This window comes from Psychrobacillus sp. FSL K6-2836 (assembly GCF_038003085.1).
In the GTDB taxonomy this organism is placed as follows: Bacteria; Bacillota; Bacilli; order Bacillales_A; family Planococcaceae; genus Psychrobacillus.
This window is the reverse complement of the sequence record NZ_JBBOOM010000001.1, coordinates 279,183-302,836: the sequence shown is the minus strand read 5'-3', so window position 1 is coordinate 302,836 and position 23,654 is coordinate 279,183. Positions and strand designations below refer to the sequence as shown.

26 protein-coding genes, 1 pseudogene and 1 riboswitch are annotated in these 23,654 nt (G+C 35.5%); of the genes and pseudogenes, 23 read left to right on the top strand and 4 right to left on the bottom strand.

From position 1 onward, the window contains the following. Positions 1 to 8 precede the first annotated feature (8 nt). The 7 genes from bshA to MKY37_RS01490 all read left to right on the top strand — a co-directional run bounded on the left by bshA (position 9) and on the right by MKY37_RS01490 (position 6,290). Positions 9 to 1,139 (top strand): N-acetyl-alpha-D-glucosaminyl L-malate synthase BshA, encoded by a 1,131-nt coding sequence (bshA, locus tag MKY37_RS01520; RefSeq protein WP_340773070.1) that lies wholly within the window; start codon positions 9 to 11, stop codon positions 1,137 to 1,139. After that, positions 1,117 to 2,325: a CCA tRNA nucleotidyltransferase gene (locus MKY37_RS01515; protein WP_340773067.1), complete on the top strand. Its 1,209-nt coding sequence runs from the start codon at positions 1,117 to 1,119 to the stop codon at positions 2,323 to 2,325. Before bshA ends, MKY37_RS01515 begins: the two co-directional genes overlap by 23 nt. After that, positions 2,309 to 3,298 carry a biotin--[acetyl-CoA-carboxylase] ligase gene (locus MKY37_RS01510; RefSeq protein ID WP_340773064.1) on the top strand — a complete coding sequence of 330 codons (990 nt, stop codon included), beginning with the start codon at positions 2,309 to 2,311 and terminating at the stop codon, positions 3,296 to 3,298. The genes MKY37_RS01515 and MKY37_RS01510 overlap by 17 nt, the downstream gene beginning before the upstream one ends. Positions 3,299 to 3,518: 220 nt before the next feature. Continuing rightward, a complete protein-coding gene (gene panB / locus MKY37_RS01505; protein WP_340773061.1) occupies positions 3,519 to 4,376 on the top strand; it encodes a 3-methyl-2-oxobutanoate hydroxymethyltransferase in 858 nt (285 codons plus the stop codon). Next, a complete protein-coding gene (panC, locus tag MKY37_RS01500) occupies positions 4,351 to 5,181 on the top strand; it encodes a pantoate--beta-alanine ligase (RefSeq protein WP_340773058.1) in 831 nt (276 codons plus the stop codon). Before panB ends, panC begins: the two co-directional genes overlap by 26 nt. A 110-nt stretch (positions 5,182 to 5,291) precedes the next feature. Then, positions 5,292 to 5,675: an aspartate 1-decarboxylase gene (gene panD, locus MKY37_RS01495; protein ID WP_340773056.1), complete on the top strand. Its 384-nt coding sequence runs from the start codon at positions 5,292 to 5,294 to the stop codon at positions 5,673 to 5,675. Between the two features lie 210 nt (positions 5,676 to 5,885). After that, positions 5,886 to 6,290 (top strand): DUF4830 domain-containing protein, encoded by a 405-nt coding sequence (locus MKY37_RS01490; RefSeq protein ID WP_340773054.1) that lies wholly within the window; start codon positions 5,886 to 5,888, stop codon positions 6,288 to 6,290. Between the two features lie 342 nt (positions 6,291 to 6,632). Here the strand turns inward: MKY37_RS01490 and MKY37_RS01485 are convergent, their stop codons facing one another. Both MKY37_RS01485 and MKY37_RS01480 read right to left on the bottom strand, forming a co-directional pair. Continuing rightward, positions 6,633 to 7,637, bottom strand: a complete 1,005-nt coding sequence (locus MKY37_RS01485; RefSeq protein WP_340773052.1) for a nucleoid-associated protein — start codon at positions 7,635 to 7,637, stop codon at positions 6,633 to 6,635. Positions 7,638 to 7,918: 281 nt separating this feature from the next. Continuing rightward, positions 7,919 to 8,857 (bottom strand): urea transporter, encoded by a 939-nt coding sequence (locus MKY37_RS01480; protein WP_340773050.1) that lies wholly within the window; start codon positions 8,855 to 8,857, stop codon positions 7,919 to 7,921. Positions 8,858 to 9,034: 177 nt separating this feature from the next. Here MKY37_RS01480 and MKY37_RS01475 point away from each other — a divergent pair, with 177 nt between their 5' ends. The 14 genes from MKY37_RS01475 (at position 9,035) to MKY37_RS01410 (ending at position 20,918) form a co-directional block, all read left to right on the top strand. Continuing rightward, the gene (locus MKY37_RS01475) at positions 9,035 to 9,475 is read left to right on the top strand and encodes a hypothetical protein (RefSeq protein ID WP_340773048.1); all 441 of its coding nucleotides are present in this window, start codon (positions 9,035 to 9,037) and stop codon (positions 9,473 to 9,475) included. Positions 9,476 to 9,980: 505 nt separating this feature from the next. Next, positions 9,981 to 10,283: an urease subunit gamma gene (locus tag MKY37_RS01470; RefSeq protein ID WP_340773046.1), complete on the top strand. Its 303-nt coding sequence runs from the start codon at positions 9,981 to 9,983 to the stop codon at positions 10,281 to 10,283. Positions 10,284 to 10,299: 16 nt separating this feature from the next. Continuing rightward, positions 10,300 to 10,614 carry an urease subunit beta gene (locus MKY37_RS01465; RefSeq protein ID WP_340773044.1) on the top strand — a complete coding sequence of 105 codons (315 nt, stop codon included), beginning with the start codon at positions 10,300 to 10,302 and terminating at the stop codon, positions 10,612 to 10,614. Positions 10,615 to 10,618: 4 nt separating this feature from the next. Then, on the top strand, positions 10,619 to 12,331 hold the full coding sequence (ureC, locus tag MKY37_RS01460; RefSeq protein WP_340773042.1) for an urease subunit alpha: 1,713 nt from the start codon (positions 10,619 to 10,621) through the stop codon (positions 12,329 to 12,331). Between the two features lie 9 nt (positions 12,332 to 12,340). Next, a complete protein-coding gene (gene ureE, locus MKY37_RS01455) occupies positions 12,341 to 12,796 on the top strand; it encodes an urease accessory protein UreE (protein WP_340773039.1) in 456 nt (151 codons plus the stop codon). After that, positions 12,789 to 13,475, top strand: coding sequence for an urease accessory protein UreF (locus MKY37_RS01450; protein WP_340773036.1), 687 nt, complete (start codon positions 12,789 to 12,791; stop codon positions 13,473 to 13,475). Before ureE ends, MKY37_RS01450 begins: the two co-directional genes overlap by 8 nt. 21 nt (positions 13,476 to 13,496) lie before the next feature. After that, entirely contained in the window at positions 13,497 to 14,108 is a 612-nt protein-coding gene (ureG, locus tag MKY37_RS01445) for an urease accessory protein UreG (protein ID WP_340773035.1), read from the top strand. Between the two features lies 1 nt (position 14,109). Beyond that, positions 14,110 to 14,934 (top strand): urease accessory protein UreD, encoded by an 825-nt coding sequence (locus MKY37_RS01440; protein WP_340773033.1) that lies wholly within the window; start codon positions 14,110 to 14,112, stop codon positions 14,932 to 14,934. 412 nt (positions 14,935 to 15,346) lie between these two features. Further along, the gene (locus tag MKY37_RS01435) at positions 15,347 to 16,384 is read left to right on the top strand and encodes a serine hydrolase domain-containing protein (protein ID WP_340773031.1); all 1,038 of its coding nucleotides are present in this window, start codon (positions 15,347 to 15,349) and stop codon (positions 16,382 to 16,384) included. A gap of 195 nt (positions 16,385 to 16,579) precedes the next feature. Then, the gene (locus tag MKY37_RS01430; RefSeq protein WP_340773029.1) at positions 16,580 to 17,176 is read left to right on the top strand and encodes an AAA family ATPase; all 597 of its coding nucleotides are present in this window, start codon (positions 16,580 to 16,582) and stop codon (positions 17,174 to 17,176) included. A gap of 84 nt (positions 17,177 to 17,260) precedes the next feature. Then, positions 17,261 to 17,671, top strand: a complete 411-nt coding sequence (locus tag MKY37_RS01425; RefSeq protein WP_340773027.1) for a DUF4275 family protein — start codon at positions 17,261 to 17,263, stop codon at positions 17,669 to 17,671. 197 nt (positions 17,672 to 17,868) lie between these two features. Beyond that, a complete protein-coding gene (locus MKY37_RS01420) occupies positions 17,869 to 18,357 on the top strand; it encodes a GNAT family N-acetyltransferase (RefSeq protein ID WP_340773025.1) in 489 nt (162 codons plus the stop codon). Positions 18,358 to 18,637: 280 nt separating this feature from the next. Beyond that, on the top strand, positions 18,638 to 19,663 hold the full coding sequence (locus tag MKY37_RS01415; protein WP_445323008.1) for an ROK family protein: 1,026 nt from the start codon (positions 18,638 to 18,640) through the stop codon (positions 19,661 to 19,663). 28 nt (positions 19,664 to 19,691) lie between these two features. Beyond that, complete coding sequence (locus MKY37_RS01410; protein ID WP_340773021.1) at positions 19,692 to 20,918, top strand: MFS transporter; 1,227 nt, start codon at positions 19,692 to 19,694, stop codon at positions 20,916 to 20,918. A 259-nt stretch (positions 20,919 to 21,177) separates the two neighbouring features. Here MKY37_RS01410 and MKY37_RS01405 read toward each other — a convergent pair whose 3' ends face one another. Together MKY37_RS01405 and MKY37_RS01400 are read right to left on the bottom strand one after the other, a co-directional pair. Next, a complete protein-coding gene (locus MKY37_RS01405; RefSeq protein WP_340773018.1) occupies positions 21,178 to 21,492 on the bottom strand; it encodes a DMT family transporter in 315 nt (104 codons plus the stop codon). Further along, entirely contained in the window at positions 21,492 to 21,833 is a 342-nt protein-coding gene (locus MKY37_RS01400) for a DMT family transporter (protein ID WP_340773015.1), read from the bottom strand. The genes MKY37_RS01405 and MKY37_RS01400 overlap by 1 nt, the downstream gene beginning before the upstream one ends. Positions 21,834 to 21,903: 70 nt before the next feature. Further along, a riboswitch (guanidine-I (ykkC/yxkD leader) is annotated at positions 21,904 to 22,002 on the bottom strand. A 207-nt stretch (positions 22,003 to 22,209) separates the two neighbouring features. On the opposite strand from MKY37_RS01400, the pseudogene MKY37_RS01395 reads away from it, so the two are divergent. Both MKY37_RS01395 and MKY37_RS01390 read left to right on the top strand, forming a co-directional pair. After that, positions 22,210 to 22,440 (top strand): annotated as a pseudogene (locus tag MKY37_RS01395) (helix-turn-helix domain-containing protein); the annotation flags it as partial. Between the two features lie 119 nt (positions 22,441 to 22,559). Next, the gene (locus tag MKY37_RS01390; RefSeq protein ID WP_340773012.1) at positions 22,560 to 23,537 is read left to right on the top strand and encodes an alpha/beta hydrolase; all 978 of its coding nucleotides are present in this window, start codon (positions 22,560 to 22,562) and stop codon (positions 23,535 to 23,537) included. The last annotated feature ends 117 nt before the right edge of the window (positions 23,538 to 23,654 follow it).

Genomic DNA, 23,654 nt, shown 5'->3' with positions numbered 1-23,654 from the left:
GTGATTAAATGCGTAAATTGAAAATAGGAATTACTTGCTATCCAACAGTTGGAGGATCAGGGGTAATTGCGACAGAATTAGGGAAGATGCTTGCAGCAAAAGGGCATGAAATACATTTCATCACATCAGGAATCCCTTTCCGATTAAATAAAATATATCCAACCATAACATTTCACCAAGTAGAAGTGAATAGTTACTCGGTTTTTCAATATGCACCATACGACATTGCATTAGCCAATAAAATGGCGGAAGTAATTGTAGACCAGGAATTAGATGTGTTACATGTCCATTATGCTATTCCTCATGCAGTTTGTGCTATTCTCGCTAAAGATATGGCTGGTTCAGATGTTGGCATTGTTACAACATTACATGGAACAGATATAACAGTATTAGGCTATGATTCTTCGCTAAAAGGTGCAATAAAATATGGAATAGAAAAATCGGATGTAGTTACTGCGGTATCTAATTCACTTGCCCAAGAAACAATGGACTTAATAGCCCCGAATAAAGATATTGAGACGATATATAATTTTATTGATGAACGAGAATACACTAAAAAAGATCCAGGTAACTTAAAAGAATTATTAGGCATAAAACCGCATGAAAAAGTAGTTATTCATGTTTCTAACTTTAGAAAAGTGAAGCATGTACCAGATATAGTGGAAAGCTTTAAACTTATTCATAAGGACGTTCCTTCTAAACTGCTATTGGTAGGGGATGGTCCTGAAAAACATCCAATTATGAAGTCAATTAAAGGTACCTCGATCGAAAATGATGTATTGTTTTTAGGGAAACAGGAAAGTCTATCAGAGCTTTATGCAATTGCAGATCTTATGTTATTGCTTTCTGAAAAAGAGTCATTTGGTTTAGTGCTATTAGAAGCTATGGCCTGTGGAGTACCTTGTATTGGGACGAATGTTGGTGGGATTCCTGAGGTTATTATAAATGGAGAAAATGGATATATCGTTGAATTAGGAGATTGTGAAAAGGTAGCAGAATATGGTATGAAAATTTTGCAAAACCCGACTTTACATAAACAAATAGTAGATCGATCCCAAGAGATTATTCAAGATCGCTTTAGTTCAAAAAGTATTGTGGAGCAATACGAAGCAATGTATGAAAGAGTGGCGAAAAAATAGCGTTATGAAAAATCGGTGGCCAGCAGCTTATAATATAATTGATGAACTGGAACAAGCAGGTTTCGAAGCATTTGTAGTTGGAGGGGCTGTCCGAGACTTTATACGTAACGCTCCTGTTAATGATGTGGATATTACCACGAATGCAACCCCAGAAGAGGTCAAAAAGATATTTACCCATACGATTGATGTTGGTATTGAGCATGGAACTGTATTAGTTGTATTGGACGAGCCTATCGAAGTAACTACGTATCGGTCGGAATCGACATACTCAGATTTTAGAAGACCAGATGGGGTTTCGTTTGTCCGTACTTTAAAAGAGGATCTGCAAAGAAGAGACTTTACGATAAATGCGATGGCTTTAACAAAAGAGGATAAGCTGGTCGATTACTTTGGAGGAAGACAAGCTATAGAAGATGGAATTATTCAAGCTGTTGGAAATCCCCAGTTAAGATTTTCAGAGGATGCATTGCGGATGTTAAGAGCCGTTCGATTCTCTGCACAGTTAAATTTTTCCCTTGAGATACATACCTTGGAAGCAATTCAGGCGTTGCATGCACTTATTAGACATATTTCCATTGAACGAGTGAAAGTTGAGTTAGAGAAAATATGGCTAAGTGATTTTCCATTTAAAGGAATGCAACTTTTTGTAGATAGTGGTTTATCAAGCATTTTCCCTGGAGACTGGGAAAGGAGTCTAGAAAGTTGGGAAAACTTCTCTAGTTTTAATATTAAAGCAAATGGATGGGCATTCTTTGTTCTCCTGCAAAGTGAAGAGGATACTAACCAACTATTAAGTCATTATAAATGCTCTAATGATGAAAAAAGACATGTAAAAAATGTGTATCAAGCAGTTCATAGTTTAGTAAAAGGTACTTGGACAACCAATGAATTGTTCCATTTTAGTGAGGAAGTTTTAACGGTAGCCTACCATTATGGAAAATCCATTCTCACTAATGAAATAACGCATCCGCTTGAGGAATTTTTACTACGAAAACGTACTATTCCAATTGCCTCCAAAAAAGAGATTGTTGTGAATGGAAATGACATTATGCAATGGGCAAACGAAAAAAGAGGTCCGTGGATAAAAGAAGTATTAGATATATTAACTGGCATGATTGTGAATAGCCAAATAAAGAATGACAGACAAGAAATAAAGGAATGGTTTTCTCATGAATATCTCCATTAAAGAAAAAATTCTAACTCAGCTCATAAATGCCAAAGGGGAACCTGTCTCTGGTCAAAAGCTCGCGGATGAATTGCATATTTCGCGCACGATGATCTGGAAGCATTTGAAAAGTATCGAGGAGGATGGCTATGTAATTGAAGCCATCAAAAAGAAAGGCTATGTGTTACAGTCTATTCCTGATTTAGTTACTCCAGAGCAAATCATTCCTAAGCTGACTACGAAACAATTAGGCAGAAATATGGATTATTATACAACTTGCGAATCCACACAAATTATTGCGGCTGATAAAGCTCGCGCTGACGCCCCTCATGGGACAGTTATAATTTCTGAGGAACAAACTGCGGGAAGAGGAAGACTAGAACGAAGCTGGAACTCTACCGCAAACAAAGGAATATGGATGAGTGTCATTATTCGACCAGCAATTAGTCCGCAAAATGCTGCTCAATTCACACTTGTTTCTGCTGTAGCTATTACGCAGGCGATTCAAGAGGTGACAAATCTTGCTCCTGAGATAAAATGGCCGAATGATATTCTTATAAACGGAAAAAAAGTGACGGGTATTCTAACCGAGCTACAGGCTGATATGGATATAATCCATTCAATCATTATAGGAATTGGAGTCAATGTAAATCAGGAACTGAGTGCATTTGACGAATCCATTCAGACGATTGCCACATCATTGAAAATGGAAAACGGTGAAGAGGTAGATCGTTCATTATTAGTAGCTAAAATACTTTTCTATCTTGAAAAGTATGGAGATTTATATGTAGAAAAAGGCTTCCAACCGATTAAAATTCTTTGGGAAAGTAATAATTGTACAATTGGGAAACGCATACGTGCCACAACGTTGCGTGAAACCCTTGAAGGTGTTGCTTTAGGTATTACGAATGATGGTGTTTTAGAACTTAAACTAGATAGTGGTGAAATTCGTGGTATCTATTCTGCAGATATTCATTTGCTAGGAAGAAAATAATTTGGACGGATTTCAATTTTTTTGTTATTCTGTATGTGTTGGGCAGTATCCCATTCGAACTGCACCTTTTGAAAATTTTCTTTAACTAAATAGTCTGCCTTGATCTACATGACAGGGACGGAGAAAACCTATGAACATAATTTTTCTGCCCTTCTGTCCAAATTGGAATAGAAGGGTTTTTATATGGTTTTCTCTTCACAACAAATGGAGGGATAATAGTATGAAAACGACGAGTAACTTTATTAGTATGAAAAAAAACAATGAGAAAATTACGATGATGACAGCCTATGATTTTCCAACTGCCAAATTTGCAGAAGAGGCAGAGATGGATATGATACTTGTTGGGGATTCACTAGGAATGGTAGTGCTAGGCTATGATTCTACTGTTTTCGTTACGATAGATGATATGATCCATCATGGAAAAGCCGTTAGACGTGGTGCAAAGGATACTTTCCTAGTAGTGGATATGCCTTTTGGAACGTTTCACGGTTCATTAGATCAAACACTTATAAATGCGATTCAACTTATGCAGCAAACAGGTGCGCAAGCAGTGAAATTAGAAGGCGCTGATGATGTACTACCAGTCATAGAAAAATTGACGTTTGCAGGAATTCCAGTTGTTGCTCATCTAGGTTTGTTACCCCAGTCAGCGGGCGTATTAGGTGGATACAAAGTACAGGGTAAAACTGCAGCAGCAGCAGAAAAGCTAATAGAGGATGCAAAATTATGTGAGAATGCTGGGGCTTGTGCGGTCGTTTTAGAATGTATTCCACACCAGCTGACAGAAACCATTTCTAAGACTCTGACAATCCCAACTATTGGTATTGGAGCAGGTGCTACAGCTGACGGGCAAGTGTTAGTTTTCCATGATATGGTCAAATATGGTGCGCATCATATTCCTAAATTTGTGAAGGAATTTGCGAATGTTGGAGAACCAATTTTAAAAGGTATCAAGCAATATGTAGAGGAAGTAAAGGATGGTACTTTTCCTACATTAGAGCATTCCTTTACGATGAAGGAAGAACAACTTTCCGCACTATATGGAGGCAATCATGAAAACAGTACAAACGGTAAATGAGCTAAAGCAAATTATAGCGATAAATAATACTAAAACGATTGGTTTCGTCCCAACGATGGGTTATTTACACGAAGGACACCAGGCACTATTAAATAAGGCAAGAGCCGATAATGACATAGTCGTGGCAAGTATTTTCGTAAATCCTGCTCAATTTGGACCAAATGAAGACCTAGATCGATATCCAAGAGATATTGAAAGAGATACACAGTTAGCTACGGATGCAGGAGTGGACGTATTATTCATACCATCCGCTGAAGAAATGTATCCATTTGAAAGTGGTATTACGATTCAAGTAGGAGAGCTTTCCACAAAGCTGTGTGGAGAAAGCAGACCAGGTCATTTTGACGGAGTACTTAAGGTTATTACTAAATTATTTCATCTCATTCAACCAACGAATGCGTATTTTGGACAAAAGGATGCGCAGCAACTAGCGATTATTGAGACGTTTGTGAATGCATATAACTTTCCAGTACAAATAGTCCGGGTTCCGACAGTAAGAGAAACAGACGGACTTGCTAAAAGCTCCCGTAATGTATTTCTAAGTGAACAAGAGCGTGTAGAGGCAGTTCATTTGTACAAAGCATTGCAGTTAGCCAAAATAACATGGGAACAAACAAATGATTTATCAGAGGCAATTACTAAAGGGAAAGAGCATATTGAAAGTAATACGTCTGGTAAAATTGATTATTTAGAGGCGCTATCCTATCCATCGTTGCAGCCTGTAACTAATGAAACAAAGGCAGTTTTATTTGCGACAGCAGTATTTTTCGAGAAAGCTCGTTTAATAGATAATATTTTAACTTGATTGGAGCGAAAAGCCTCCGCCTATATTAGAAATAAACGATGATTGGATTTTACTAACAAATATGTTTATATAAATTAATTCGATTATTTGAGAAGAAGGATGTGTAACAGATGTTACGAATGATGTTAAATGGAAAAATTCACCGTGCAGTAGTGACGGAAGCAGATTTGAATTATGTAGGAAGTATTACAATCGATCAAAATATACTAGATGCTGTTGGTATGTTACCAAACGAAAAAGTGCATATCGTGAACAATAATAACGGTGCACGTTTTGAAACATATATCATCTCCGGAAAACGTGGAAGTGGAGTCATTTGTGTAAATGGTGCGGCAGCACGCCTGGTTCAACGTGGAGATGTAGTAATCATTCTGTCGTATGCATATATAATGAATGAAGAAGCACAATCACATAAACCAACAGTTGCGATTATGAACCAAGATAATTCCATCGATCAAATCATGCATTACGAACCTGAAGCTACAGTTATGTAATAGGAAACAAAATATGCCTGCTTATGACGTGAGTGAAAACTGACTTCATGGGTAGGCTTTTATTTGTTTTTTATTGTTTCTTACATAAGCCAAATCTTAACTTAGGGAGTGTATTTTTCAGTAACTAGATGAGTTTAGAAGAGGGGTTAATGTCTTTTTTGTAGAATACATAGTACTAACAAATAAATTTTATCAGAAGGGGGGGATGTTATGAAGATGAAGGTATATGCAATGTTAGTAGGGCTAATGTTGAATTCTGGTTGTAGTCAGGAAAGCCTCGATGAACAGCACGAACTATATCTATCTAACAAAGGGTGGGAAATAAAAGAGCTTTTAGAAGTTGAAACATATCAATTGGAGATTCCGGATGAAATGCTAAGTAATTATGAAGCGAGTGGTATTACCTTTTTAGAAGAATATATTGGTGGAGAAGTGACAGAATACTTTTATGAGCTGAGGGAGAAAGATGTGGAAGGCAAACCCCTAGAAGCAATACTATTCGAAGAGCATGGAGATATTATTGGTGGTTATGGCATTCTTCCCAGTTGGGAGCCAGGGAGATTTAACTTGGACGATAAAGAGCGTTTGAGAAAAGAACATATGATTAAAAAGTAATCCATGAAGAAGCGAAATAGCGAGGCGAAATTGCATCTTCGAGGCCCGCACATAGACTGTTATCAGCTATAGGAATAGTTAGTAGCTTTTCTCTAGTTATCCAAAAACGCCTGCTTCTATGCGTTGTAGGAGGGCGACGGACAGGCAAAACAAAAGCCATAAATAAAATTACCGAAAAAAATAGTGGCTGGTCGTGACATCAGTCACGACCAGCCACTCAAAAAAGCAAAACGCCTGTCCAAAGCACTTCGAAAACGATCGAAAAAGGTTTTGACCTTAACGCCGGGCATGTCTTTTGTCTGGTTTTTCTTATGTTCATTAGATTTGGGTGAGTTTTAATGATTATACTTCTTCTTGGAAATAGATTTTATAAAATTTTCGATTTGTAGCTTCATCAAAGCCAACTTCAATCAGCTTATCGACTTGTTCAATATCACGTACATTCACCTGAATCTCAATATTGGAATCTAGTTTAATTTTACGTTTATATGTTTTTTCTGCCTTTGCTATAGCACTCTCAGATATGATGGTTTCATATGGCTTTACTGAATTGACAATAATATCTTTTTGGACCGAATCAGTTTTTTCAAAGACTGTATCAATATAGTTATCTACTTGAAATTCTTCTTCATTTCTAAAGTAATCGAGTGTTTTGTTTAAATAACCCAATTTCTCCGTATTCGAGTAGTTCTCTTCTTTAATAATATATTTCTTACACTCTGTTAATGCTAAATTTGTTTTATGATAATGTTCATCTGCTACTTTAAGCTTTAAAAAACGCTCTTGCCAATAAACAACATCTTCTTTCTTTTTCGTTTTCATGAAGACAGCAGGAGCTACGTCTGGTCCCATGTCCATGATTACAGCCATATTATTGATCTTTTTTACATTAATACCGTCGATACCATGGACAATCATTTTGTTTTGCTCGTTTTTCACATCTAAAAACATCTCTTTTTCATCGATTTTTACAATGGCTATTACCTTTTTTACTTCAGTATTCCATACGCAGTTATCGAATAATCCTATAAATAATTCTCCATTTTTAATATTTGGATGCTGGGATACACTTTTTAAATGAGTGGCAATATGTTTGGATTGTTCAAGAAAGGTGCTTTCCTGATCAAAAATTGCATTTACATATGTATATACTTCGTTTAATCCAATATCTGTTTCGTGAAAAAACTCGTATTGCTGCTCCAAATCTATTTTGTTAAAAGCTAATTGGGTAAAAGCTGCTTCCAGCATTGTCTCAGGCTGGGAGAATACCCCATCACCCAATACAAGCGAATCACTTACATGATGTACGACATACTGTGTTAATTTACTTTCACTTACTTCTAGCATGGTGTTCACCTTCTAATCTTTAGTTATAGATAATTTACCATATCATACTCAGAACATTATTTACATGTATTTTCATATGGAGATTATTACAACTAATATCTTTTTGTATAAAGGACATACCTCGCTTATACAATTTCTCCACTCTTTTCAATACTAAAAGAACGGAATAGTATACGAAGTCCATGTATTAACAATACTATTCTACTTACTATCGGGGAGGGTGTAACGTTCTTTTTGTCGAAGAGCGCTAAATCCCACTTTTCCAATAGTTTTTCATCGTGCTATTTTAAAAAAGTATCTCGTACACTTAATAATATCCATGTCGTTAAGATGAAGGGCAAGGTAAGCGAGGAAAGTCCAAGGGGGGAGAATAACATATTCACCATAACAGTGATAACGACCGAAGTCATCGCCGCTACAATACCAAAGAAAGGAAATTTTCTTTCCTCACTATCAAAAGTAAGTCCAACTGAAATAATAGCAAGGATAGCATTAAAGTTGAAAAGACCCAATTCTATCAACTCTGTATTTATTCCTAGAAGATATGCAGTTAGCAATGAGACAAATGTACCTATAACCGCATATACTCCATACCTCCAACCTGCCCCAAAAAGTGCCATTAAGATTAGAAAACCAGTCCAAAGTGAATCAATGAGAAAAACTTCACTAATCCCCTTTATTAATACTAATACAAAGTTAGGCAAATCTTGCTGGTGAAAAGAGTAAATCGTACGTGACTCCGCAATAAATTCTGGATTTAAATGGAGAATATTTAAATAGTTTCCTGCAAGCTGTATAAGCCAAATAACTAGGATAAAGGGCATAGTTAACACAGGCAATCTTTTCTTTTTTATATACCAATTTAGCGCAAAGAAGACAATTGAAGAAACTAAAGCTGCAATTAATGCTATAAGCCAAGTATAGGGACCTTCTAAAAGAAACATTGTTGCAGTTCCGGTTAAAGTTGGGTTGAAACCATGTAAGCCATTGTGTAAATCTTCCTTTTTGCTAACTAAATAGTAAGCAGTCAAAGTACCAATTAGGGATGAAAAAAAGGCTATCAAACCTAAAATAGGTGAATAAATAGTAATTCCCAAAATAATAAGGAATCCAGAAATCGCATTATCAATAAGAAGAACTTGAGAAACTCCTTTAAATGCGAATTTAATGAACGAAAAATATTTATGGGAGGACCAAAAACTTCTTTCGGCTTTTTTCATCGGAAGTCTCTCCTTTGTCTTGCCTCATAAGTTATTTAATACTTTAACACAAATTGTATAGAAGATATTTGTGAAATTTTTACATTTTATGCTTCAGTAAATGGAGTTTTATTTTGTAGAAACTGGGTATTACTAAGGAAGAGGTTTGTCTAATTCTGTCTATGAGGAGGGTTAATAATGATAGAGAATTTTCAATATGAAAAAGAAATTTTTGAAGGTTTGCCACATAATATAGTTCAATTTAGTTTCTCTCTTGAGGACAACACATTCAAAGGTCATTATAAAGATGGAGAAATTAATTGGTTTCATCCAAAACCAGGGCATCTTGCAGAGGATGTGCTTCCTCATGAGATTGAGGAGGCAGTATTGAAAAAAATAGAACTAGAGCTAGGAATATTTTTAATGATGGAGAATTTTAAAATTGAAAAGATTTTCGAAGGCTTACCGCATGAAGTAATTCAATTTAGTTTCTTTATGGGGGAGAGCACCTTTAAAGGTCACTATAAAGATGGCGAAATTAGCTGGTTTCATCCAAAGCCCTGGCAACTTACAGAGGATGTCCTTCCGGATGATATGGAATTAGCAGTGTTAAAAAAACTGGGACCATATATTTCATAAGGCAGCCGACGTGCTGTCTTTCTTTCTATCAACGAATTATTAAATAGACATATTTACAACTTGTAACTATAATAATAGTTGTGATTGAAAATGCTTTTCAGCTAAAAACGTACTTACTGATCATTTGCAAAGATGAAAAGTTGTTTTATACCCCCTTATAAGCTTATTTTATTAATGAGCTTCTTTATCAAATTCCTTTCCTTCAACGAAAAGGCACTCTAACCTATAGAGGTCTTTTTTACTGTTTAATTTATTGTTAATTAACCTACACTTACATTAACTGATACGTTGTACAAATTTAATATACTTTTCGTGTAAAATTGCAGCTACTTTCTCTCGAAAGTAGTAGATTTTCATATGATTAAAAAGTAAATACTTTTATGTCTGAAAATTTCATTTTCAATTAGCATTCATTAAAAAATGTTAGATGATTTCAATGAGGTAAAACGATTTATTTCTTTACCGATATAGAAATTTACTTCATTTTACGATTGGAGGAAAAACCGTGCATTTGTTACCGCGCGAACAAGAAAAATTATTGATTGTAGTTGCGGCAGATTTAGCAAGACGCCGCAAAGAAAGAGGTTTAAAGCTTAATCATCCAGAGGCAGTATCTCTTATCACCTATGAAATATTAGAAGGTGCACGTGATGGAAAGACAGTTGCTGAACTGATGGCATTCGGTGCAACTATTTTAACTTCGGAAGATGTTATGGACGGAATTCCAGAGATGATTGATGATGTTCAAGTTGAAGCCACATTTCCTGATGGTGTAAAGCTTGTGACTGTTCATTCACCTATTCGCTAAAAAGGAGGGTTTCGACATGATACCTGGAGAGTATGTTTTAAAAGAGGAAGACATTGTTTGTAACGAAGGTAAAGAGACAAAGATAATATCTGTCATTAACAATGGAGACCGACCTATACAAGTAGGATCACACTTTCATTTCTTTGAAATTAACACATGGATTGAATTTGATAGAGAAGAAGCTTTTGGTTTTCGTTTAAATATTCCAGCGGGTTCTGCTGTTCGCTTCGAACCAGGAGATCCGAAAGAAATAGAACTTGTTGCTTTTGGTGGAGAAAGACGTGTTTATGGACTGAACAATAAAACTGAAGGACCATTAGATCGGGGGTAATACGATGAGCTTTAAAATGACGAGACAACAGTATGCTTCTATGTATGGCCCAACATCTGGAGATGCTGTACGTCTAGCGGATACTGAGTTATTTATTGAGATTGAAAAAGATTACACAACTTATGGTGAAGAAGTTGTATTTGGTGGTGGAAAAGTAATTCGTGATGGGATGGGGAGTCATCCTCTTGCAACACGTGATGAAAATATTCCGGATTTAGTAATTACGAATGTTATTGTTTTGGACTATACAGGAATTTACAAAGCAGACGTTGCAATTCGTGACAGTAAAATAGTTGCGATAGGAAAAGCGGGAAATCCATTACTAATGGATAATGTAAATATTGTCATCGGTGCATCTACAGAAATTATTGCTGGGGAACACAAAATCCTAACAGCAGGTGGTATTGATACACATGTGCATTTCATCAATCCAGCCCAAATAGAGACTGCGTTAACAGCAGGCTTGACGACATTAATCGGGGGGGGAACTGGTCCTGCTGAAGGTTCTAAAGCGACGACTGTAACTCCAGGTGAATGGCATATGCATCGTATGCTAGAAGCAGCAGAGGATATGCCGATCAACGTTGGCTTTTTAGGAAAAGGACATGCTGCTACTGAGGAACCGCTTGCCGAACAAGTTCGGGCGGGTGCAATCGGATTGAAAGTACATGAAGACTGGGGTGCAACTTACTCATCCATTGACATGTCTTTAAGGGTTGCGGATGAATATGACATTCAGGTTGCGATTCACACGGATACTTTGAACGAGGGTGGATTTGTAGAAAATACTGTTTCAGCGTTCAAAGATAGAGTTATCCACACGTTCCATACAGAAGGAGCCGGTGGTGGACATGCTCCAGATATTATTAAAGTAGCTAGTCAGATGAATGTATTACCTGCGTCTACTAATCCTACGCTACCATTTACGGTAAATACAATTGACGAGCATTTAGATATGTTAATGGTTTGTCATCATTTAAGTCCTGACATCCCGGAAGATGTAGCATTTGCCGATTCTCGTATTCGAGCAGAAACAATTGCTGCCGAAGATATTCTGCAAGACATGGGAGTTTTCAGTATTACTAGCTCGGATTCTCAAGCTATGGGTCGTATTGGGGAAGTTCTTATTCGTACATGGCAAACTGCTGACAAAATGAAAAAACAGCGCGGAAAGCTTGAAGGAGACGAAGGTGTTGGCGATAACAATCGTGTCAAACGATATGTTGCAAAATACACGATTAATCCTGCAATTGCACATGGAATTTCCGAATATGTAGGATCCATTGAAGTCGGGAAATTTGCAGATTTAGTTCTTTGGGAGCCTAGATTCTTTGGTGTAAAACCAAGCATGATTCTTAAAGGTGGAATTGCTGTACAAAGCTTGATGGGAGATGCAAATGCTTCTATTCCAACTCCACAACCTATTCTTTACCGTCCGATGTATGGAACTATGGGCAAAGCTAAGTATAAAGCATCGATTACATTTATTTCGACAGCGGCATACGAAGCAGGAGTACATGAGAAACTTGGTTTAGAAAAAACAGTGCTTCCTGTTCGTGGGATTCGTAATTTAACGAAAAAAGATATGAAACTAAATGGGGAAACGCCAGAAATTGACGTAGATCCAGAAACGTATGAGGTACGGGTAAATGGAGAACTTCTAACTTGTGATCCTGTAGACACAGTACCAATGGGGCAACGATATTTCTTATTCTGAGGTGATTAAATGATAATTGAAAAAATAGTAGCGCATATCGATCAAATAGATCCACAAGTTTTAAAGAGCACACATAAAGAAAAAGTATTTTTAGAAAGTAGTGACTTAGTTAAGCGTATTCAGAGAGTCACAACTGATCATGGTAAAGAAATCGGAATCCGTTTAACAGAAGCAAAGGATTTACAAGCTGGAGACGTACTTTATATGGATGAGAAGAATATGATTATTATTGAGGTTTACCCAGATGATTTGCTAATCATTCAACCAAGAAGTATGCATGAAATGGGCACAATTGCTCATCAATTGGGAAATAGACATTTACCTGCACAATTTGAGGAAAACCAAATGCTCGTTCAATATGATTATTTGGTAGAGGAGTTATTAGGACAACTTGAAATTCCTTTTGCACGAGAGAAGCGAAAAGTGAGACAAGCCTTCCGCCATATCGGGCATAGTCATGACTAATTACTTGCTGCCATTGTTTCAGTTATGCGATTCCAATTTGCCAACCGGGGGATTCAGTCATTCGTTTGGATTAGAAACGTATATTCAAGAAAACAAAGTGCATGATAAAAACTCTTTTTCTAAATGGCTTAAAATGTATTTAGACGAGCAGCTGGTCTATTCAGATGGACTTGCTTGTAGAATTGTTTACGAGGCGTTATCTAATAATGATCATGAGAAATTATGGGATCTTGATCGACGTATTACGGTTCAAAACTTACCTCGAGAAACGAGGGAAGGCACAAACAAAATGGGAGAGAGAATGCTCACTTTGGGTATAGATTTATATACTAGTCCTCTCCTAGAAACTTACAAACAGCGCGTGACAGAAGGTGTTTCATTTGCACACCCCGCGATTGTATTCTCCATCATTGCTTTTCAGTTGGAAGTCCCTCAAAAAATGGGTATTTCAGCGTTTCTTTATTCCTCTATTTCAGGCCTAGTTCAAAATGCGGTTCGTGGAATACCACTAGGTCAAACGGCTGGACAACAATTATTGCGAGAATTTCAAACGTACATTCAAGAAGCGGTGGAAAAGATTGAGCTACTTGAAGAAGATGACTTTGGTGCAGTAGCGCCAGGTTTAGAAATATCACAGATGAAGCATGAACGGGTTAATATCCGAATATTCATGTCTTAATTGAAAGAAGGTAGTTTTTATATGGAACCAATAAAAATTGGAATAGGTGGCCCAGTAGGTGCCGGTAAAACAATGTTAGTGGAAAAACTTACTCGTCATATGGCAGATGAGATTAGTATGGCTGCTATTACGAACGATATTTATACAAAAGAAGATGCTAAATTTTTAATGACTAATGGGATTCTCCCAGAAGATCGTATTATTGGAGTAGAAACAGGAGGGTGTCCCCATACTGCAATCCGTGAAGACACTTCTATGAACTCCGCAGCAATCGAAGATTTGAAAAAACGTCATCCCGACCTGGATTTAATCTTTGTGGAAAGTGGTGGAGATAACTTAGCAGCAACATTTAGTCCCGAACTTGTTGATTTCTCTATCTATATTATTGATGTTGCACAAGGAGAAAAGATTCCTCGAAAAGGTGGACAAGGAATGATCAAATCAGATTTGTTCATCATCAATAAAATCGACCTAGCGCCTTATGTAGGTGCAAATCTAGATATAATGGCTTCTGATACGAAAGTATTCCGTGGAAACAAGCCCTTCATCTTCACAAATCTTCAGGACAATACTGGATTGGAAGAAGTCATGGATTGGATTCGTAAAAACGCGTTATTGTCAGGTTTGAAATAAGATGAATAATTGGACGGGTATCCTACAGCTAGTGATGGAGAAGAAGAAAGAAAAGACCGTCACAAAAACTGTATACTTCCATGGTGCACTAAAAGTACTGCGCCCAAATTATCTAGATAATACCGGACAAGCATGTTTTTTTATAGTGAATCCTGGTGGTGGTTATGTCGGTGGTGACCGCTATCGAATAGAGGTGACCCTTGAAGAACAGGCGGAGTTAATATTAACAACACAATCTGCCACAAAAGTATACAGAACACCAACAACACCTGTGCTACAGGAAACAGAGTTTATTTTGAAAAAGGGAAGTGTTCTTGAGTACATTCCAGATCCCTTGATCGCTTATCGTGATGCAAAATATAACCAATATACAGTCATTAAAATGGAAAAGGGATCGACCCTTCTTTATACAGATATATTAACACCAGGTTGGTCTCCAGATGGTGAATGGTTTAAGTATGATCATCTGAGGCTTAAGAACGAAATATATATGGAAGACCGGTTGATCGCTTTTGATCATTTGAAATTACAACCTAGCGACTCACAAGTAGATGATATAGGATTTATGGAAAATTATACGCATTTAGGATCGATGATTGTTGTCGATGAGCGATGTACAACTAGTTTTCTAAACCAGTTGTATGAGGAGTTAGAAAGTCACATACATGACTGTAAAATAGGTATGTCGATGCTTCATGAGTCAGGATTTACGATACGAATTCTTGCTTCTTCCACACAACAAATTGAAAGAATATTAGCGATATGTACATCTTTTATTCGACAAGAATGGTTTTCAAAAAAACCGTTAGCGTTAAGAAAGTATTAAATTAATAATGAATGAGACTAATAAAATGGGAGTAACGACTCCTTTTTATTAGTCTTTTTTGGAAAGGTGCCATAAAATCACTGATAAAAGAAGATGCTAGTTGTGGCAGAAGTCACAACTAGCATCCTTAAAAATTCAATCGGTAATAATATAGCAACAAGTCTGTTCAAAGCTCTTTAGAAAACGATAGAAACAGGTTTTGATCTTCAAGGACCGGGCGTTTTTTTGCCTGGTTTTACTTATACAATTTCGTAGGCTTTTATTGAATTGCTTAATAACATTTATTTTAAGCACTCTTTTTCCTCATTGGTTTAGAGGGTTATTAAAATTAAATTTTCACTTACCAAATATATACAAAGAACGTATATTCGTGTTAATGTACTCTTAAGTAAACTTAAATAGGGGGATTAATATGGAATTGAAGAATATAAACATTAAAGAGCGTATGAAATATTATAATGTTTCAGGTTTAAGCGTTACATTAATAGAAAATGGTCAAATTCAAAATACAGTAAACTACGGTTTATTAGAGTCAGGAACCACTAAATATATAACTAATAATTCTGTTTTTAATGCTTGTTCGATCAGTAAATATCTAACAGGTATGCTAGTTATGAAATTAACTGAACAAGGTCTTCTTGATTTAGATGAGGATGTAAACAATAGGCTTATATCGTGGAAAATACCTGAAAATGATTTAACTAAAAATAAAAGTGTTACATTACGTAACCTACTTAGTCATCAATCTGGAATTATTGATCCAGAAGGTAGTTTTGCTGAGCTAAATTTGAAGTTAGGTATGCCCTCAATGGTTGAATTATTAAATGGGAAAACACCTTATTGTAAATATCCAATTGAAGTGAAGTATGAACCTGTCAGTGAATTTCACTATTCAGATGCAGGTTTTTGCATCGTTCAGTTACTAATAGAAGATATCACTGGAAAACCGTATAGCCAAGTTATGAAAGAACAAATATTTGAACCCCTTCAAATGGAAAACAGCATATTAGAAACGTCAATTTCAGAAATGAAAAGAGAAGAGCTTTCTAGTGGTCATAACAAAAACGGTGAATTAGTAGAAGGGAAATATCCTATTTATCCTTACCCAGCTGCTTCTGGACTATGGACAACTTCTTTAGATTTAGCCCAAGTAGTCCTTGAATTATTGAATGCACTAAGAGGGGAAAGTAAGATTGGGATTTCTGTGAGTAAAGCAAAAGAAATAATAACTCCCCAAGGAGGAAAATCTTGGACTGGGCTTGGCGTATTCTTAGAGGATTCGGAAAAAGGACTTGAAATTTCATTATTAGGTTGGGGAGTAGGATTCCAATGTATGATGGTAGGGAGTCCAAATTCAGCGAAAGGTGCAGTCATAATGACGAATACAGAATTGGGTGTTCACCAATTGGATGGGATTATAGGAGAAATTTATCATTCTATTATGGAATAGGAAACGTTAGTTTTGTAAATTTAATAAAGTCTATTTGGCATTAATATACAAGAACATGTTTGTCCCGCTTTAACTATGGTAGCTTTGATCAAAGAAGGATAAATGCATTTTTTGTCGAACTTATTCTACTTAGGTACAGTGTTGAGTAACGAAATAATAATTTATATAGAGAACTCATAGAAACGAGTGATTTTAATGATTATTTGGATAAATGGTGCGTTTGGTTCAGGAAAAACTCAGACTTCATATGAATTACATAGAAGGATTCCTAATTCCGTTGTCTATGATCCAGAAAAAATAGGCTTTTTTATTAACAAGAATATACCTAAGGAAATTAGTAAAGGAGATTTCCAAGATTATAGTATTTGGCGAGAGTTAAACTTCACCACTTTAAAATACATAGATAGTGAATATAAAGGCATTATTATTGTACCAATGACTCTAGTAAATCCACAATATTTTGAAGAGATTGTAGCAAGGTTAAGAAGTGAGAGAGTGATAGTTAATCATTTTGTACTGTGGGCATCTAAGGAAACATTACAGAAAAGGCTACGAAGCAGGGGTGAGAGAGAAAACTCATGGAGTGTAAAACAAATTGATAGATGTATTAATGGGTTATCAAATGATTTATTTAAACATCGAATTGAAACGGATAAAATGTCAGTTGAAAATGTTGTTGAAAAAATTGCATCCATATTGGAAATTCAATTACTGGATGATAACAGAAACAAATTCAGGAAAAAATTGGACAGAATAAAGACACAAATAAAACAGATACGAATATTAAATTAATTAAGTTATTTTTTAGTGGATTTATAACTTGAATCAAATTTTTCACTAAAGGGCGGTTACATTGAAAAGGAGAGATAAATTTAATTGGAAAATAGGAACATTAAATTTCATGAAATTCCTAAATGGGGGAGCTATTTAAGAGGGAAATGGGAAGTTTTTTTTGCGAGTCATCTATCAAAAGCTGAAAAAGAAGCTATTTACTTAAAGAGTTTTTTATGGCACTTATGTAGCTGGGGTAAAGTAGACTGTTATGAAAAATTTGAGGCAATAAAGATGTTTGAAGAACAAAATAAGTTGAAGTGTTTGATATTTTATGAAAATACAGATGAAGCTTATCTCATTGAAGATGCTAAACAGTTATTGATTGAAGCTTTGCCATATGAACAAATACATATGGATTATGGAGATATTTATGTAATGGATTGGTATGGTAAGTGGACATTTATGATGACGCATGAAAGTGAATGTGGACCATACTTTATTAAGAACTACTAACGATAAAATGACGATTGTGCAGTCCCTTCTTGTGCTAACAGGCAAGCAGTCAAAGATCAAAAGTCCTCAACTAGAAAAGGAAAAGTGAGTGCCGTTGGTTGGAGTGGAAATCTCACTACTAAAAACTCTATTGTTAAATTAATGCAATAATTAATACTAGGAAAAATCATAAAAATTGTATAAGGGGATATTACAAAATGTCTATTATTCTAAAAGAAGTTTTAGAATCAGAAAAATCTATTTTAAACAATCTTTATTCTCTGTACCTACATGACCTTTCTAAATTTACTTCTATGATAGATATAGAAGAAGATGGTTGCTTTCAATATGAAGGTTTGGAAAGTTTCTGGGAAATAGATGGCATTTCCCCATTTTTCTTAAAACTAGATAATAATATCATAGGTTTTCTTTTACTATTAGAACGTCCATTTTTGACAAAAGATAATGACTTCGGAGTTAATGATATATTTATACTAAACAAATACAAAGGTAAAGGAATGGGTAGACAAGCAATTGAAAAATTATTTCAAGAAAAGCCGGGAAAATATTTTGTTATTGAGCTTGTTGAAAATGGGCCTGCTATATCGTTTTGGAAAAAAGTATATAGTACTTTAAATATTCAATTCGAAGAGAAACAAGACTTAGTTGATGACGAGCAGTGTTTAATTCAAACATTTACAATTTAATCAAAATATAAGAGATATTAGTTTTATTCTGGATTAAGCGTGTTTCAAAATAGACATTTAGCAGGCGCTTTATAGAGATAAGCAATTGTTTTGTTTGGAGTCCTTTTTTTAAGATTGCATCTAATTATTTATAATATTCACTCATATATATGAATAGCAATTGTTTTCGATAAATTAATATGATATGTTATTTCCATCACTTATTAAAGGCTTTTAATAAGTTTTTGGTCGATACTTATTAAAGTTCTTTAATAAGTATAGTGAATAGGAGGTGACGTTTGTGAGTGCTACTCAAAAATCATTGAGGAAGGGAATCCTTTCTGAAATTCGGAAATCCCTTCTAGAATTGGGGAGTGCAACAAAAGTTGAGCTTAGTGAAAAATTAGAAATTAGTTTCCCAACCATAAGTAAGTTCCTAGCGGAGATGGAGAAGGAGGGAGAAATTATTTCAGGCGGCTTAGATGAATCTAGTGGTGGGAGAAGAGCAAAAAGGTATTCGTACAATCCCGAGTATATGCTGGGTCTTGCAATTTTCATAGAGAGAACAGAGACGAATTATGCAATTTTTAATTGTGTAGGGGAAATAAAAGATCAAGGAAAAGTTCCAATTATATTAGTTGAGGATGGGTTACATTTATTAACAACATGCATTGAAAATTTAATGGCTGCCTTTCCAAAAATTAGTTCTATTGCAATCGGGGTTCCTGGCTCTGTTGATAATGGAAGGATTTTTCATATACCTGGTTATGAGCAGTTTCAAAATTTTGATGTAAAGGGATTCTATGAGAATTATTTTTCTATACCTGTGGTTGTTGAAAACGATATGAACGCTGCTGTTATCGGTTATCACCATCATAGAGGTATTAAGGACAATCCATCTCTTGTATATTTGTATTCTGGACAAAATGGTCCTGGTGCAGGATTTATGATTAATGGTGATGTGGTGCGAGGTAGTACATATTTCGCGGGAGAGGTATCATTTATCCCACAGTATAATGAGCGGAATTTCCGGGAAGCTTTAGAAAATGGAACAGAACCAAAAGAAGCTCCGTTTTTCCAAGATTATCAGATTGATCCAATTAGCAGATTAATTGTCACATTTACAGCTATCATAAACCCTCATACCATCATTTTTTGCAATGATGAAGTGGAGGAAGCACTAGTAGAGAAAATTGCCATAGCAAGCTCTACATATATTCCGTCCGAACATCTTCCAGAGCTTACAGTAAGTGATTGGAAACAAGATTATTTATATGGATTACAAAGTTTAGGGCTTGATCTTATGTTGAATGAAACAACAAAGTAAACTAATCAGAAAGTAGGTGAGGTGAAATATGGCAACATTCCTTTTAATGATCATTTATTTAGCTTTTATCAGCTTAGGTTTACCTGATTCAGTGTTGGGTGCTACATGGCCCGTGATGCAACCAGACTTTGGGGCTCCACTTGAGACTGCAGGATTCCTTTTTATGACGATTGCAAGTGGTACAATAATCTCCAGTTTAGCTAGCGGCAAAGTACTTAAACGGTACGGGACTGGAAAAGTTACATTTGTCAGTGTATTAATGACTGCTGTTGCTTTGCTTGGATTTCATTTTGCTCCATCAATTGTTTGGTTAATTGTATGCGCTATCCCACTTGGATTAGGAGCAGGGGCTGTTGATTCAGGATTAAATGATTATGTTGCTACAAATTATAAGGCACATCATATGAGTTGGTTACATTGTTTTTGGGGAGTCGGAGCTACTTTAGGTCCTATCATTATGGCTCAGTTTATTTCAGAGGACAATTCTTGGAGAAATGGATATTTTGTTATTTCTGGTATTCAATTTGCATTAGTTATTTTCCTCCTATTTACCTTGCCTCTATGGAAAAAAGTGAAAACAAAGAGCGATATTACTTTACATGAAAAGACCGAAGTTTTAAAAGATGTGATTAATGAACAAGATACTAATATAAAACCTATACAAACTAAAGGTGTTAAAATGGCTTTGGCCTCTTTCTTTTTTTATTGTGGAGTTGAAGCAACAGTGGGTCTTTGGGGAAGTAGTTTCTTGGTAAATGTCAAAGGATTAAGTGTTGTAACTGCTGCCGGTTGGATTTCCTTTTATTACGCAGGAATAACTATAGGGAGGTTAATAACAGGCTTTATAACCTTTAAAATGACTAACCGTATGCTAATAAGATGGGGGCAAATAATAGCATTGACTGGTGGCATTATTCTAGTTTTACCTATGCCCTCCGTTTTCTCTCTTGTCGGTTTTATAATAGTTGGATTAGGATTAGCACCGATATTTCCATGTATGTTGCATGAAACACCCACACGTTTTGGAAAAAAACATTCTCAGACGATTATGGGATATCAAATGGCGTTTGCTTACACCGGCACAACATTTATGCCGCCTCTCCTTGGTTTCATCGCATCCCAGTCAACTATAGGAATCTTCCCAATTACTATAGTTATTTTTGTTGCAGCAATGCTATTAAGTTCAGAAAAGTTAAATATGTTACTAGCGAAGAAGGATGGATTCAAGAAGAATGATACAAGCTTATTAAACTAACGATTACTTAAACTAAAATACAAAAATAAAGAAGGCTGGGACAGAAGCCGAAAACAGCATTTTTCTCTGTGAGAAAAATGCTGTTTTTTTGCTGTGCACAAAATTGATTTCCATTCCAGGGATGCTTTCCACGGGCGTGGTCGCCCCACCAGTTCAATCAATTTTATTAAATAGCCATTATTTAGTAAAGGTTTCTCCATATCCAATAAAATTTCTACCTCTGCCCCAACCTCCTTTAAATTACAATCTAATATTTCTTTTATGAGACCAGTTTTAGACCTACTGCGGCACTTAAAACCATGCCAATAAATACAAGTCTTTTCCAGTCTTTTGATTCACCATATAATACCATTCCTAAAATGGCTCCACCAGATGCACCAATTCCTGTCCAAATAGCATAAGCAGTACCCATAGGAAGTGTTTTCATTGAATAAGCAAGCAGAATAAAACTTGCTCCAAACCCGAGAATCAAAAGTACTAATGCTTGCCAATTACGGTCTTTATGTAACTTATTTATCATGACAACACCAAACATTTCAAATAAACCTGCTAATATTAAAGAAATCCATGCCATTAGGATTCATCCCCTTCCTGAACTTTGTCCGTTGTAACTAATTTCAAGCCAATTACTCCTGCTAACAAAAGTAAAATCAATAGTACTTTTTCTACTTTAAATGGTTCCCCAAAGAATAAAATTTCAGAAAAGACAGTTCCTGCTGTACCTATACCAACAAAAATTGCATATACAGTTCCTACGGGAAGTTTTCTTCCAGCCATAATCATTAAATAGAAGCTAATAAATATAGCAATAGCAGTTCCAGTCCAAGTCCAAAAGTCATTTGCATGTTTTAAACCAATAACCCAAAAAACTTCAAAGAATGCAGCAACAAATACTTTAATCCAGTCTTTATTCATCAAAAGACACCTCCGATATTATTATTACCCCCAATAAACAAAAAAAGCCTAAGAGTAACTGTTAAACAGTTTCTCCCAGGCTTTTATCCTTCCGTGACATAGCAAGGCTATGAGTTTTCTCTCGGACCAGACTAACATAAACTGTTACGGAACCCTAGAAAACATTCGAGGTATATAATTACTTCATATTATACACATTTTTATATCTAAGTCAATATAAAAAGAAGGGTATGAGTACATGAAAAAAGAAAGTCATATAGTTTAATTTATTCTAAAATCTTTCTTTTTGAATAGCTTTGTTAGTCTTTTTATAAAATGTTAACAAACAAGTCATTCCTATTATGCAAACAGACCCAATCCCTATTGCAAAAGCAGGGCAATCCAAAAGAGCTTACTTTTACTGCAACAAGCAGATATGAGTATTACTGAAGTTGCCTATTAGGTAGGTTTTAATAGCACAAGCTATTTACTTGAGAAATTCCGAGCATCTATGAAGAAAACTCCTTTGGCATACAAAAAATGGGTGTTAATTAACATTATTTTTCTTGTGTTTGTTTTTCGCTTATATTTTCTGAGCATGTGTTGCTCTTGGGAAACTGTTTTATAGCTTGAAAATTTGTTAGTAACATGCAAAAAGATTGCTATAGACTCACACGAATTCCCTCTGTTACTATATTTTAGAAGAGATAGAAAGTGCCTTTACAATACTATTTGGGGGACAAGTGAGTGAATTATAAAACTAATAATTTTACATACAATGAAACCGAAGTTTATTGGAAGCAATATCAGAGATTTTTTCCAGAAGAACTGCGAATAAATGAAAACAATCTACCAAAGGAAGAATGGTGGTATTGGAATAATTATCATATTCATCTGGATCGAATGCCCGTCCAAGATTCGAAAATTAAAATTATTTTAATTCATGGTGCAGGTGGAAACGGTAGACTATTGGCGCCATATGCAAGGATGCTACAAGTACATGGATATGATGTTGTTGCCCCAGACCTACCTCCTTATGGTCTTAGTTATACCGAATCATTAATATCCATGGATTACAGCGATTGGATAAAAGTAATAACGGAGTTCATCGAACAGGAATTCAATCGAGATGGAAAACCAATTGTATTATTAGGAGCCAGTATTGGTGGCATGCTGGCTTATCATGTAGCTAGTTTATGCAAACAAGTTAAAGGCTTGATTGTAACAACTTTCGTGGATACAAGTAATCCGAAAGTACGTGATCAAATTGCTCCGAATAAAGTAATTAGCCGCTTAGGTAAATTCACGTTGGATAATTTCCCGTTTGTATTAGATTCGTTCCGGATTTCTGTAACTAAAGTATCAAGAATGAAGTTGATCACAAATAACTTTGATCTGGCCAAATTAATTAAGAATGATCCTCGAGCAGCAGGGACGAAAATTCCTTTGCGATTTCTGAGAACTTTCTTAAATATGAAATCATTAATCGAACCTGAATATTTTGATGTTTGTCCTATATTACTGATCCATCCTGAAGTAGATCCAATGACGCCATATAGTTTAAGTGAATCTTTTTATAAACGATTACAATGTAAGAAAAGCTGTGTAATTTTAGAAGGAGCTGGTCATTTTCCGATCGAACAACCAGGGCTGGAGCAGATGAAAGTGGCTGTATTAAATTTTTTAACGGAGATTGAAAATAAACTTGAGCTCTATGAAGACTAGATTAATCATATGTGTTAACAAATTCTTAATAATTTTCTGTTTTATTAAATTGTATAATTAATTGTTGTATTCATGCTCTTTAAAAAGGTATTAGGAGGGAAATTCATGTATAAATTT

Excerpts from the sequence above, each read along its gene's own strand:
- bshA (WP_340773070.1), top strand. The coding sequence starts at position 9 with ATGCGTAAATTGAAAATAGGAATTACTTGCTATCCAACAGTTGGAGGA.
- MKY37_RS01515 (WP_340773067.1), top strand. The coding sequence starts at position 1,117 with ATGAAAGAGTGGCGAAAAAATAGCGTTATGAAAAATCGGTGGCCAGCA.
- MKY37_RS01510 (WP_340773064.1), top strand. The coding sequence starts at position 2,309 with ATGAATATCTCCATTAAAGAAAAAATTCTAACTCAGCTCATAAATGCC.
- panB (WP_340773061.1), top strand. The coding sequence starts at position 3,519 with ATGAAAACGACGAGTAACTTTATTAGTATGAAAAAAAACAATGAGAAA.
- panC (WP_340773058.1), top strand. The coding sequence starts at position 4,351 with ATGAAAACAGTACAAACGGTAAATGAGCTAAAGCAAATTATAGCGATA.
- panD (WP_340773056.1), top strand. The coding sequence starts at position 5,292 with ATGTTACGAATGATGTTAAATGGAAAAATTCACCGTGCAGTAGTGACG.
- MKY37_RS01490 (WP_340773054.1), top strand. The coding sequence starts at position 5,886 with ATGAAGATGAAGGTATATGCAATGTTAGTAGGGCTAATGTTGAATTCT.
- MKY37_RS01485 (WP_340773052.1), bottom strand. The coding sequence starts at position 7,637 with ATGCTAGAAGTAAGTGAAAGTAAATTAACACAGTATGTCGTACATCAT.
- MKY37_RS01480 (WP_340773050.1), bottom strand. The coding sequence starts at position 8,857 with ATGAAAAAAGCCGAAAGAAGTTTTTGGTCCTCCCATAAATATTTTTCG.
- MKY37_RS01475 (WP_340773048.1), top strand. The coding sequence starts at position 9,035 with ATGATAGAGAATTTTCAATATGAAAAAGAAATTTTTGAAGGTTTGCCA.
- MKY37_RS01465 (WP_340773044.1), top strand. The coding sequence starts at position 10,300 with ATGATACCTGGAGAGTATGTTTTAAAAGAGGAAGACATTGTTTGTAAC.
- ureC (WP_340773042.1), top strand. The coding sequence starts at position 10,619 with ATGAGCTTTAAAATGACGAGACAACAGTATGCTTCTATGTATGGCCCA.
- ureE (WP_340773039.1), top strand. The coding sequence starts at position 12,341 with ATGATAATTGAAAAAATAGTAGCGCATATCGATCAAATAGATCCACAA.
- MKY37_RS01450 (WP_340773036.1), top strand. The coding sequence starts at position 12,789 with ATGACTAATTACTTGCTGCCATTGTTTCAGTTATGCGATTCCAATTTG.
- ureG (WP_340773035.1), top strand. The coding sequence starts at position 13,497 with ATGGAACCAATAAAAATTGGAATAGGTGGCCCAGTAGGTGCCGGTAAA.
- MKY37_RS01440 (WP_340773033.1), top strand. The coding sequence starts at position 14,110 with ATGAATAATTGGACGGGTATCCTACAGCTAGTGATGGAGAAGAAGAAA.
- MKY37_RS01435 (WP_340773031.1), top strand. The coding sequence starts at position 15,347 with ATGGAATTGAAGAATATAAACATTAAAGAGCGTATGAAATATTATAAT.
- MKY37_RS01430 (WP_340773029.1), top strand. The coding sequence starts at position 16,580 with ATGATTATTTGGATAAATGGTGCGTTTGGTTCAGGAAAAACTCAGACT.
- MKY37_RS01420 (WP_340773025.1), top strand. The coding sequence starts at position 17,869 with ATGTCTATTATTCTAAAAGAAGTTTTAGAATCAGAAAAATCTATTTTA.
- MKY37_RS01410 (WP_340773021.1), top strand. The coding sequence starts at position 19,692 with ATGGCAACATTCCTTTTAATGATCATTTATTTAGCTTTTATCAGCTTA.
- MKY37_RS01405 (WP_340773018.1), bottom strand. The coding sequence starts at position 21,492 with ATGGCATGGATTTCTTTAATATTAGCAGGTTTATTTGAAATGTTTGGT.
- MKY37_RS01400 (WP_340773015.1), bottom strand. The coding sequence starts at position 21,833 with ATGAATAAAGACTGGATTAAAGTATTTGTTGCTGCATTCTTTGAAGTT.